The sequence below is a fragment of the Mucilaginibacter limnophilus genome, from assembly GCF_004005815.1.
In the GTDB taxonomy this organism is placed as follows: Bacteria; Bacteroidota; Bacteroidia; order Sphingobacteriales; family Sphingobacteriaceae; genus Mucilaginibacter; species Mucilaginibacter limnophilus.
This window is the reverse complement of sequence record NZ_SACK01000011.1, coordinates 24348-37517: the sequence shown is the minus strand read 5'-3', so window position 1 is coordinate 37517 and position 13170 is coordinate 24348. Positions and strand designations below refer to the sequence as shown.

7 protein-coding genes are annotated in these 13170 nt (G+C 41.2%); 3 read left to right on the top strand and 4 right to left on the bottom strand.

All coding sequences use genetic code 11. From position 1 onward, the window contains the following. Positions 1–128 precede the first annotated feature (128 nt). Positions 129–2435 (top strand): alpha-L-rhamnosidase C-terminal domain-containing protein, encoded by a 2307-nt coding sequence (locus EOD41_RS18750; RefSeq protein WP_164849987.1) that lies wholly within the window; start codon positions 129–131, stop codon positions 2433–2435. A gap of 175 nt (positions 2436–2610) precedes the next feature. Here the strand turns inward: EOD41_RS18750 and EOD41_RS18745 are convergent, their stop codons facing one another. From EOD41_RS18745 to EOD41_RS18730, 4 genes are all read right to left on the bottom strand, one after another. Further along, positions 2611–3498 carry an AraC family transcriptional regulator gene (locus EOD41_RS18745; RefSeq protein ID WP_205780594.1) on the bottom strand — a complete coding sequence of 296 codons (888 nt, stop codon included), beginning with the start codon at positions 3496–3498 and terminating at the stop codon, positions 2611–2613. Positions 3499–4186: 688 nt separating this feature from the next. After that, a complete protein-coding gene (locus EOD41_RS18740) occupies positions 4187–4429 on the bottom strand; it encodes a hypothetical protein (protein WP_127707836.1) in 243 nt (80 codons plus the stop codon). Positions 4430–4592: 163 nt separating this feature from the next. Next, positions 4593–5510, bottom strand: coding sequence for a helix-turn-helix domain-containing protein (locus tag EOD41_RS18735; protein WP_127707834.1), 918 nt, complete (start codon positions 5508–5510; stop codon positions 4593–4595). A 110-nt stretch (positions 5511–5620) separates the two neighbouring features. Next, positions 5621–6529, bottom strand: a complete 909-nt coding sequence (locus EOD41_RS18730) for an NmrA family NAD(P)-binding protein (protein WP_127707832.1) — start codon at positions 6527–6529, stop codon at positions 5621–5623. 653 nt (positions 6530–7182) lie between these two features. On the opposite strand from EOD41_RS18730, the gene EOD41_RS18725 reads away from it, so the two are divergent. Together EOD41_RS18725 and EOD41_RS18720 are read left to right on the top strand one after the other, a co-directional pair. Continuing rightward, on the top strand, positions 7183–9468 hold the full coding sequence (locus EOD41_RS18725; protein ID WP_127707830.1) for a GH92 family glycosyl hydrolase: 2286 nt from the start codon (positions 7183–7185) through the stop codon (positions 9466–9468). A 1247-nt stretch (positions 9469–10715) separates the two neighbouring features. Then, complete coding sequence (locus EOD41_RS18720) at positions 10716–12944, top strand: alpha-L-rhamnosidase-related protein (RefSeq protein ID WP_164849986.1); 2229 nt, start codon at positions 10716–10718, stop codon at positions 12942–12944. Positions 12945–13170: the final 226 nt, after the last annotated feature.

Below are 13170 nucleotides of genomic sequence, written 5' to 3'. Positions count from 1 at the left end.
GCCTTTCATTGCATGCACAGATAAATGTTTACCCGCACATAACTGCTAAGCCAACAGGAAAACGGGTAATACATTCACCTGACCCTTTGGTTAGTTACAGATGGGCAGCGCCTAGAGCTTCAGATAACATGGAGACCTATATTTTAAAGCCTGTAAAAATAAGTGGCAGTAAAAGTTTTGATATGAAAAACTATCGTTCAAACGATAGGATTGCTGTAAATGGCATGGGAGATATTCGCTTTGATTTCGGCAGAGTAAGCGCAGCCTGGGTTGAATTCGATAGTTCTGACCTTGAAGGAGAAGTTGAAATGAGTATTAGTGAATATGATCAGATTCCTGTTTATGCAACTAATTATCCTAAGCGCACCCTAAAGCCTGTTAAAAGGGGTAATACCTATAGATTGGAACTTAATCCGCAACTTTATGAGGGTGTGCGCTTTGGTTGGATACATGTTCGTTCGTTTTCTCGACCGTGGAACATTAGTGGAATACGATTGGTTTGCCAGATAAGACCTACAAACTACAATGGAAGTTTCAACTGCAGCGACACAATGCTTACCCGCATTTGGTATACCGGTGCTTATACCGTAAAACTCAATTTATTGCAGGACCACTTCGGTGCTATTTTAATGAATCGTGGCGACCGGATCTCCTGGACAGGGGACGCTCACCCGGCCCAAGCCGCGTCGATGGTAGCATTTGGCAACTACGATTTTGTGAAACAAAACCTTGTGCATACATCAACGCAAAGTAATGGCATCAGAAGTTACGCGTTATACTGGGTGTTAAGCCTGCTTGATTACTATCGTTATACCGGCGACACAGCAACGCTCGAGTCGTATATTGATAATGTTATAGCTAAACTGGATGACGCCTATAAAGTCTACGGCACTAACCCCGATCTTCTATTTTTCGGGTGGGACGAACGTTTGGGGGCAGGGTTCGAGCATCCTAATTTACCTGAACCACAAAACGGTTATAAAATGCTTTCTATCCGGGCGTGGAAAGAATTTGCCTCTGCAATGAATCAATTAGACCGTAAAGATCTGTTTGATAAATATGCGCGTTACGCTGAAGAGAAAATGCAAGCTATACGAAAAGATGAGGCATGGTATAGATCTTACGGGTTACATGCATCCGCTGATGCTGTAAACACCGGATATTTAACAGCACAGGAGCAGCATGCCGTTTTTAAGCAATCCTTTACAAACCGCGTAAACCGTATCTCTTATTCACCATTTAATCAATATTTTGTTATCCAAGCATTCTCCGCAATGCATCAGTATGATGACGGATTGGATGCTATACGTGACTTATGGGGCGGCCAAATCAAATATGGAGGTACTACTTTTTTTGAAAATTATCGCCCGTCATGGAATGCAATTATAGCAAAGAATGGGGCTGTGCCCAGTAATCAATGTGGCTTTACAAGTTTATGTCATCCTTGGGGCGCTGGCGTTACTAAGTGGTTAAGTGAAGAGATCTTAGGAATCAAACCAACTTCTCCAGGCTTTGAAAGTTTTCAAATAATGCCGCATTTAGGTCGTACCCTTACTTACGTTTCAGGCGCGGTTCCAACGCTTAAGGGGGAGATATCAGCCAGTTTCAATCTGTTAAGCGGTAAGTGTAGTTTTTCAGTACCTGCAGGCACAAAAGGTACAATAGGTATTCCAAAAGTAGAGAAGCGAATAAAGGCTTTGCATGTAAATGACGTATTGTTTTGGGATGGAAATTATCATTCAATTGAGGGGATATCCGGCGCTTATGAAGATGATGAGTTTGTTTATTTAAAAGATGTTCAGCCAGGTGTTTATAACCTTCAAGTGCAATACGGAGGCGTTACGCCAAAACATTCAGTTTTACCGGAGGTGTTTCCTGCGACATATATTGGCAAAGATTATAGTACAGGTGGAAATTGGGGAGGGACCTATGGAAAAGACGGCTATGAATTATGTAATTACGATGGTGATGGGAAACACAGACAACGTTTACCGGACTACATATCTTCAATAAACTATTACAAGATATTTGGGAATAATCTACCGTTAAATAAAACCTGGCGCATTAATACTACTGATAAACGTGCTTTAGCACCAAGCTCGGCAAACGGGTTTCCCAGAAACGCAGCATGTATCTATTCGGAAGATCAGGACCAGATAGGTTACACATTTACATCGACAATTAACATCAAAGAACCTAAGCGATATAGGGTAACCTTATATTTTCTTGATTGGGACGGCAAAGGTCGGAAATTAGCAGTAGAAGCTTTCGACGCTCAGACGTCTGAATTGGTAGCACCCGTGCAGGTGATTGAGCATTGCGAAAATGGTGCTTACATTACCTTCGAGTACAACCGTTCTATCAAATTCAGAATAAATCCTATCCGTGGACTTACACCCGTTTTAAGTGGGATATTTTTTGACGCTACACAATAGAAGTTCTTGAGTATTTTTTAAATAAACGAAGTTTATAAAACTAGCGTAATTTTTACCCATGTTTATTCAGAACATTGATATCTTGCCAATGTCTGTAAAGATTTAAAGCCACACAACTCGACGCTTATTTGAAATTATTAGGTATGCAGTACGAATTGATGGTAAAATTTCTTACTTATTCAGTTTTTGACATCTTATCTCTAAACAATTTAGGTGAGATTCCATTTTTGGCCTTGAAGCGCCTGGAAAAATAAAAAATGGATTCAAATCCGGTTTGATCGGCTATTTGATTAATAGTTAAGTTCGTTGTTGTTAGCAAATCTTTTGCCTTATTAAGGCGTAAATTTAAATGATATTGGTTGGGTGATATTCCACAAATTTCTTTGAATACTTTGCGAAATTTAGAATAACCCATAGGCAGTTCTTTAACCATTTCTTCGAGATTCAATGGATTATCTATCGATTCCTGTAGTATAAACTTTGCTTTAGATATCAAACGTTTTTCCAGGCTTACAGAAGGTTGTTCATATTTAGACGCTGTCATAACTACGCCCAGTATCTGTAATGTAATACCTATTGCAATCTGTTGATAGCCAGGTTCAGCTAGGGATGTGATCTTCATAAGTGTATGAAATAAATTCAATAATTCTACATTTAATCCTACATCTACAATCGCATTATCAGGACTGAATATCTTATTTTTAACAAGGCTGGCTGGATAAGTTCCGTTAAATCCGACCCAATATTCTTCCCAGCCGAATTTAGCATCAGGTCGGTACCTGTGCCAGATACCGGGAAATAAAAAAAAACAAGTGCCGGCATTGATAGCTGTGGTGCTTTTGTTTTCCATGTCGAGAATACCTTTTCCCTTGCTGATAAAAACCAAGTAATAACCATTAAGAATCCTGCCTTTATCCCAATTAAGAACATGGTCAGCCGGATGCGCACGATTGTTTGGGTATGATTGATTTGGTTGAATTGAGGCTGAACCGACAGTATTGATGTAAAAATGCCACTGTTTATCTAATTCGGTATTGGTAATGTATTTACGATAATTAAGCATCAGAGTAAAAATGTTTACGCGTGATACAAGTTACAAAGTGTCGACAATTGATGCAAATGGCCATCCGTTTCTTTAAAAATCAGAAAGATTTGGAGTAGTTGGTATAAAGTTTTGATAGATAGTGCCTTAAATATTTGATAGCCGCGTGTGGAATTTATAATTGACGGTTTATTGAAGATTTATATCAAAAAATATAAAACTTTTAAATAAATGTTCAATAACATTGGTTACATCTTATTAGCTGATGACCTAAACTACTTGGTGAGGTCACCCTAATCTATTTTTTAACCTTATTCCATTTAATTGATTAGCCTGCAATTAGGACCAAAATGCCTTAGTCCGTAAGTTATTGTACCCTAACTCTTTCAACAGCTTTCTAAGCGCGACTACAAAAGATTGGTTGCCGGTGAGATAAAAAGCGGTATGCGTGTTGCAATAGTTCTGCCGACTTAGCCAAGCAGCCAATTCATTATAACTACCGGTAGCTTTAATGGAGCCGTAAAAATAATTAGACAGCAAATGGCGAGTCTCTGCATCATTGGTCAGCAGGCGCCATCGAAACGGCTGTGCGGCAAGGTCAGCTGTCGTAGCGCAAGAAGGTGAGCTATGCTACTGCAGTCACCCAAACCCACAACAAGGTGAGTTTAATGCGGTGACTGATGGGTTGTGTCGATTTTTACATATTGTACTATGTTACCAGCTTGCAAGGCCCGTGCCAGCTCGTTCCTAACCCTTTGTGGGCCGCATCAACCAACAAGGAGCAGGTCTCGGTTTCTGCATCCCAGCCGAACGGTGTATAATCCCGAAATTGCAGGTCGGCGACACGGAATTTGATATATGGAACTTCGACCCACGTTTGCATGCGGCTTCCGGGCAGGTAAAGGTCAATTTCCACTACCGGCGAACCCGGCCACCATCGTACCTCTAGCACTCGGCCCTGCTTCAACAGTCGCTTGTCAACTGCAGTCGTTACTTTCGTTTTAAGCGTTTTTATTATATTTAATTCCATGTAGTTGTGTTTTACAATACATAGAGACGCATTTGATGTACTGGATATGCGTCGTCTTTAAAGTAGTCATTAATGTTGTAGAGGTTCAGTTAGCCATAAAGGATTTTCGGAACTCCAGAGGAGAAAATTGGGTTTTCTGCTTAAAAAATTTGCTGAAGGATTGGGAATGTTCAAAACCCAGAGCATAAGCGATTTCACTTACAGACAGGTTGCTAGCGGATAAATGTTCTTTAGCTTTCGCAATTAGTTTTTCATGAATATGCTGTAGTGCGGATTGGCCTGTTAATATCCGCAACAGACTGCTTAGGTACTTCGGAGAAACATGTAGCTCTTCGGCAAGGTAGCCTACGGTTGGCAGTCCTTTTTCCAATAATTTGCCATTGTCTATGTAGTGTGTCAATAGTGCTTCCAAGTTATCAAGTATCTGGTGATTAGCTTTCTTTCTGGTAATGAATTGACGGTTATAAAAGCGCTCTGAATAATTCAGCAACGTTTGTATTTGCGATATAATAATGTTATGGCTGAATCCGTCAATGTTGTTTTGATACTCTTGCCGGATAGTTGCTATAATTTGCCCAAGCGTCTCTTCTTCTTTTTTTGAAACGAACAGCGCTTCATTGATACCATAGCCAAAGTAATCGTATTTCCTTATTTCAGTTCCCAGTGAAGTTTGCCAGAGATAGTCCGGATGGATAAGCAGCATCCAACCGGATTTCTCAGGGTTTTCTTGCACATTCCTGCTGATGCTGAATACCTGCCCCGGTGCTATGAAAAACATGACGCCCTCGTCAAAATCATACTCCTGCTGGCCATATTTAATGGTGCCGCCGATATTCTTTTTCAGCGAAATAAAATAAAAATCGAAAACCCAGCTTTTGTGACTGTATTCTGGTACAATGCTTACTTGCGCATAATCCACCAAGCTAATCAGCGGGTGCTCCGGTGGCGGTAATGATCGGGTGCGATGAAATTCGCTGATCGTTTTTACTTTTTCAATATCCATACCGATTGTATTTGATTGATAAACTTAGTATCATAATGTTAAATTATTAAGGAGTCGTTTTAAAAAACTTCCTATCTGCGCAAGCAGATCACCGGTGGATAGCATCCGAACTATTTTTGCAGATAAGCTGCAGCAAAGTCTCTGGCAAAGTCGTGTAGTTTTACTTTCCCTAACACTGGACGATGTAGTTCGTAGTCTTCATATAGCTTACCATTACCCTGACTTTCTTGCATTTCTATAAAGCCATGAGCCACCTGGGGGTTAAAGCCCGCATTTAGCCAGATGTTTAAAAGTTGTTCGCTTGGTATAACCTGCCATTGCAGATCCGGTTTGCCAATCGCTTCGCCCAAAGCTTTGGCAACCTCAATGGGTGATACCTCATCACTGGCAATATACCGAACGATCCGCCTTTGAAAAGGCTTATCAATCTCTTCAGCTATAACGTCTGCAATATCCAATGGTGACACCAATGGTTCTTTACGGTTGCCGCCATAGTTAGAAATGATTACTCCTTTCGACCGAATGCTATGGACAAAGGAGAACATATTGGTGTAAAAACCCACCGGGCGCATGGTTTTAATCACTACGTCCTCCGGCAGTCGATTTAGGATATTTTCTACATTGTGGTGAAAGATTAATATGCCGTTGTCTTGAGCCATATGCGCCCCGACACTACTGAGATGAACCACTTTTTTTACACCCGATTTTTCTATAGCCTCTTTATAGTTTTGGCCAATCTGATTGATTACGGCTATAAAATCGTTTTCTTGATCAGCTAAGTCACCACCCGCAGCGTCCATTGTTTCCATCAGGTAAACGATATCCGCGCCGGTAAACGTATCGGTTAAAAATTTTTCATCCAGTATTGTACCAATGGCAGCTTTTGCTCCTAATTTTTCAATAGCCTGTTGCCGTTCAGTATTGCTACTGATCACTTTAACGTCGTGCCCTTTAGCTATCAGGGCTTGTGTCAATGGTTTTCCGATATTTCCTATAGAACCGGTAAGTACAATCTTCATATTTCTCTGTTTTTAATTAATACAAAGATCGGCCGCTGATCAGAAACAGTTGTAGCCAGATGTCGCAATTTTGTAGTCAAATGGGAATTGTAATAATATACCGGCATTGAAGGCTGATTATTATGCGCAATTACTCAACTATTAGCTTGCTCTTATAATTCGGGGGTATCAAGCGGACGATTAATTATTCATTAAATTTTAAGTAGCGACTGAAGCTTTTATTTGTGGCTTTTTACGGCAATTATTATCACTAATTAGATTCATAATATTTATCCTAGTTAAAAATGTCGCATATAAGGGAGCACATTATTGTCAAAAAATGTAAATATTTGATGATTTGTGCTATCCATCTGAACGTTAGGACAAATAATTTTGTATAGTTTCTGACATGTTGTTAACCATAGATCATAACTAATATGCAAGTTGAATTCATCATCTTAATTGATTGCCCATCGTACAATTGATTAGCAGGTTTTAATTAAGACAAAACTTAAATTACCTGGATAATGAATTTCGAAACGCTATCAACTTGCCTGACGTTAGGGAATTATTGTGCATTATAATCTCTTCAATGGTGTTGCCAGCTATTTCCCGTGTCTGGCTTTATCGGATGGTTGCGATTATATGCGCTAGTAAGCATTACACTATCAAATATGAAAAAAACCATTCTGTTATCACTGTTAATATTGTCTTTTGTTCAAGCCTACAGCCAGCAGGTAGGTAAGCTGAACGACCCTGTTGAATGGATAAATCCGCTAATGGGCACTGACTCGGACCCTGTATTATCAAACGGTAACACATACCCGGCAATAGCCGTGCCATGGGGGATGAACATGTGGACACCACAGACGGGCAAAATGGGCGACGGCTGGGCCTATACCTATGACGCTACCAAAATACGCGCCTTTAAACAAACACATCAGCCCTCACCGTGGATGAATGATTACGGGCAGTTTGCCATTATGCCGGTTACCGGTAAGCTGGATGTTGACCAGGATAAGCGCGCCAGCTGGTTTTCGCACAAGGCAGAGGTTGCAAAGCCATATTATTACAGCGTGTATCTGGCCGACCATGACGTAACCACCGAGATAACACCTACCGAACGCGCTGCACAATTCAGGGTAACTTTCCCTAAAACTGATAGCTCATATATTATTATTGACGCGCTTGACAAGGGTTCATACATAAAAGTAATCCCGGCCGAAAAAAAGATAATAGGTTACTCAACAAAATATGCCCGTGGCCCACTTAAAAACTTCAAAAACTTCTTTGTTATTTATGTAGATAAGCCCATTACGTCAGCCTTCACGTTTAAAGGCAATAACAAAAACGGAAACGACCTGGAGTTAACCGCCGACCATGCCTTAGCCGCCATAGGTTTTAAAACAAGCAAAGGCGAAAAGGTAAACCTGCGTGTGGCCTCATCATTTGTAAGCATTGAACAGGCAGAGTTAAACCTTAGACGCGAACTAGCAGGAGATAGCTTTGATGTAACCAAACAAAAAGCAAAAGCTGCCTGGAATAAAACACTGAGCCGAATATCAGTTGAAGGTGGTAGTGTTGACCAAACCCGCACGTTTTACTCATGTCTATACCGCATGCTGTTTTTCCCGAACAAATTGTATGAGTTAGATGCTAATAACAATATAATACATTACAGTCCGTATTTAGGTAAAACTATGCCGGGTTATAAATTTGCCGGTACCGGTTTCTGGGATACCTTCAGAGCGCTGTATCCATTTTTGAATTTAGCTTATCCATCTATCAATAAAGAAATGCAGCAAGGCTTAATAAGTGATTACAAAGAAGGCGGCTGGCTGCCCGAATGGTCGAGCCCCGGCTATGCAGATATTATGATTGGCAATAACTCGGCTTCGGTAGTAGCTGACGCTTATATAAAAGGATTACGTGGCTACGATATTAATACCCTTTGGGAAGCGGTTGTACATGGCGCCAATAACGAGGACGAGAAAAACTCAGCTATAGGCCGCAGAGGTGTAAAATATTATAACGAGTTGGGTTATGTGCCTTACGATGTTAATATAAATGAAAATGCCGCCCGTACCCTTGAGTATGCTTATGACGATTATGCTATTTACAGCTTGGGTAAAGCATTGGGCAAGCCCGAAAGCGAAATAGCTATTTATAAACAACGTAGCCAGAACTATAAAAACCTTTTTGATAAGACAACCGGCTTTATGCGCGGCAAAAACAAGGACGGTCAGTTCCAGTCACCGTTTAACCCGCTGAAATGGGGCGATGCCTTTACTGAAGGTAATAGCTGGCACTATACCTGGAGCGTTTTTCATGATGTTAAAGGCCTGATAAACCTGATGGGTGGCAACCAGCGTTTTGTGGCTAAGCTGGACTCTGTATTCTCTGTTCCGCCGGTATTTGACGACAGTTACTATGGCGGTGTAATACACGAGATACGCGAAATGCAGATAGCCAACATGGGTAACTATGCCCATGGTAACCAGCCCATACAGCACATGACTTACCTGTACAATTATGCCGGTGAGCCATGGAAAACTCAGTATTATGTACGTGAGGTGATGAATAAATTATACCAAGCTACGCCGGATGGTTATTGCGGAGACGAGGATAACGGTCAAACATCAGCATGGTATGTATTTTCGGCAATGGGCTTTTATCCGGTTTGCCCGGCAAGTGATCAATATGTAATAGGTGCGCCATTGTTCAAAAAGGTAACTCTTAATTTGGAAAATGGTAAAACTATCACCGTTAATGCAACCAAGAACAGCGCAGCAAACAAGTATGTGCAAAGTGTAACTGTAAATGGCAAACCGTACAGCTTTAACTGGTTCAGCCATTCGGCGTTGCAAAAAGGTGCGGTAATTAACTTCAATATGTCACCGGTACCTAATAAGCAGCGCGGTATCAGCGGATCTTCGACGCCGTTTTCTATGAGTAAATGATAGAATGCCAATTCTAAACGATTAAATCATTTTATACGTAAGCTTGGTATTTTCTAAAAGCTGTTTCTTGAACTTGTTACAAATAAGATCAAGTTTCTACGGTGTTGTTACCTATGGTATATATATATGAAGTAATGTATTAAAGCGATGTTTCTTTATTATCTCTGTGAAATTTACAGAACAGGTGAGAGGGCTTCGAATTTATTAATCTGCTCTTTTGTTTTTGGTAGTGTGAGGTCTGGACCGTTAGGATAACGCAGATATTAATTTTGTTGAAGCTTATTCTTTTATAAAATAATTATTAAACCGTACAGAGCATTAGCCCTGAAACCATTTACAAGGATAATCTGTATTAACTTAAGCTGGAAATGATCGGGATTGGAAATGAAGAGTGCAAATACGCCTGGAGCATACTTTACAGAGAATTAAAAGAACAGCGATCAACCAGCTTGAATTACTGCTTTTGATACGTTACAGTATGCTAGCAACGAATTTATATATGCCTGTCAGCGCAAGCCATGGGGCGCATCCGTAAAAATCATTTTCGCTACTTTACAGAAGTTAGTTACCATGCTTGATATAGATTTCAGGATACAAAACTAATTAGCAAGGAGGTTAAAATACCGGCCTACCTTGACGACTTTAATTCTGTAGAGGATATGTTGTACATTTCTGATATTTCCATTGTGATCATTCGTTTTCAAATTGCTATTCGGGCGACCGACCTCCTAATTATCAGTAGCTAAACGGGTAGGTTGATATAATGGCAGGTAAAATTAACTTCCAGGCCCTTGCTTCCTTTTGCACATTTCATTTCTTTTTTGCACTTTCTGACTAATGTTAAGTTGGGTCAATGTACCTAGAGCTAACCAATGTTGGCTTTAAGGAAGTGACAGGTAGCTCCGATGAACAAGAACTCTGATAGCTCCGCCTTATCAGCGGTCACCTGAATCTAAATATCCCCGGTGTGTTACACTATTGATCAGAAAGTGCAAATAAATGGTCGAACGCGACAAATTCTGTCAGGTTGTTTTTGATAGTTTTACCCTTAAAACCCAAAGATAAACGGCCCATTGCTGCGGGAATGACTCTCCAATGTATAATTCACACATTCAACAAATTAGATAACTACCATGTCAAAGTATTCCTTGCTCTTTCTTATTTGCCTTAATTCTATAAGGTTATTAGCACAGCCCAAAAACGCAGAGATCCGAGAGCCCTGGCATGCTCAATGGATATCTGCACCTATGTTAAAAAATGACATAAATGTTTGGCAGGTATTCCGCAAAGAGATCGATTTGCCCGATCGGCCTCAATGCGCGGTAGCCAGAATCGCTGTCGATTCTAAATATTGGCTTTGGATAAATGGAAAAATGGTCGTTTATGAAGGTGGTCTAAAAAGAGGACCTGATCCTAAAAATACATACTTTGATGTAGTGGATCTGTCAAGACACTTGAAAAAAGGAAAAAATACGATCGCTGTTTTAGCCTGGTACTGGGGTAAAGATGGTTTTTCACATAAAAACAGTGGTGTAGCAGGCTTTGTCGCCGACTTTGACATTGACGGAAAAAAGATCGGAACTGATGATGCGTGGAAAGCGATGCGCCACACGGCGTACGGAAATACAGGAGCACCACATCCTAATTATAGGTTATCTGACGACAATATTCATTTTGACGCGCGCAATGATATTGGGCCATGGATTTCTTCCGGATATGATGATTCAAAATGGCCTAATGCCATCGTCTACGGGAAACCGCCGGTAGCTCCGTGGCATCAATTGGTAGAACGTCCGATCCCGTTATGGAAAGTATCACCACTTCGGCGGTATGAGAACCTAAAAGGGATACCTAAAGTGAGCAAGGGTGAATCAATTGTTGCAAAACTTCCGCTCAACATCACCATATCCCCTTATTTGAAAATAAAAGCGCCTGCAGGACTTGTGATCGATATGCGGACCGATAACTATAATGGCGGTAGTGAATTTAATTACCGCGCTGAATATGTGACCAAAGAAGGCGTGCAGGAGTTTGAAAGTTTGGCCTATCTTAATGGGCATGAAATGATCTATACTATGCCTAAAGGGGTCGAGATCTTGGAATTAGCCTATCGCGAAACGAAGTACGATACGGAGTTTGTTGGCAGTTTTCAAAGTTCGGATCCCTTTTTGGATAGGCTTTGGCTAAAGTGCCGGAATACAATGAATGTAAATATGCGGGACGCGATACAAGACCCCGACAGAGAAAGAGCACAATGGTGGGGTGATGCGGCGATTGTTCAGGGAGAGATTTTACATTCCTGTGATGTGAAGGCACATGCGTTGATCAAAAAGGCGATCGACAATTTGGTCGATTGGCAAAAAGATGATGGTGTGTTATACTCCCCGGTCCCAGCAGGTAGTTGGGACAGAGAATTACCAGGCCAAATGCTGGCAAGTATTGGAAGATACGGCTTTTGGTACTATTATAGGTACACTGGTGATATGGCTACGATCAAGCATGCTTATCCGGCGGTTAAACGGTATCTAGATCTTTGGAAGCTAGGTCCGGACGGCTTATTGGTACACCGCCCGGGAGGCTGGGACTGGGGAGATTGGGGTGATAACATTGATCGGCCAGTACTTGATAATGCCTTGCTCTATCAGGCATTAGGCACAGCCGTTGATATGGCCAAAATAGTTGGTGACCAAGTAGCAATCTCCAAGTATCAAAATATGATGAAAAGTATTGATGATAATTATGACCGGGTCTTTTGGACAGGCACATCATATCGGTCCGAGGGATTTAAAGGTCTCACGGATGACCGCGGACACGCCTGGGCAGTTATTTCCGGCCTGGCGAAACAACAGTATTATCCAGCTATCAAAAAAGTGTTCGAAACCTCATTTAATTCCAGTCCGTACATGGAAAAATATGTCATGGAATCTCTGTTCAAGATGAATTATCCGGATGCGGCTTTGACCAGGATGAAGCAGCGCTATCAGAAAATGGTCGAAAGTCCGCTTACTACCCTTTGGGAAGGATGGGGAGTAGGTAAGGAAGGCTATGGCGGGGGAAGTTACAACCATGGGTGGTCAGGCGGGCCGCTTACGTTGTTGATGGAATATGTTTGTGGGATCTCTCCATTAGAACCCGGGTTCGTAAAATTTCAGGTATCTCCGCAGCCTGGGCATTTAGTTAATGCGAGTGCATCCTTCGAAAGCGTAAAAGGGACTATCAGATCCTCGTTTGAAAGGAGCAGTGAAGGAATTCAGGTCAAGGTCACCGTACCGGCCTCAAGCAATGCGGTAGTATTAATGCCATCTCAAGCGGTGAAGCGAATAAAGATAAATGGAACTTTGGCATGGGAGAATGGCAATTATCTTAACGGACACAAGAAACCTAGTGAAGTTGTGGAAAGCAGAATAGGATTTGAGGTCGCAGCCGGTGAATGGAAATTCATTGCAGAAGTTGATCATCTAAACCGAAGAGAGTGAAGATAAGACCGAAGCATTCCAACGACAGGTCGAGATCAACCACTTACATTTCTCTTTGGCATTCTGTAAAAATATCCATAAACACAAATATTACTGGAACTGGATAAACAAATTGTTATTTCAGGCATACTAAGATACGGCACGGCAGAATAGACATCATCAGAACAATTACAGCGTTCCCTTAGTAACTGATAACCCAACGTAATAAGCGCATGAAATAAACAAA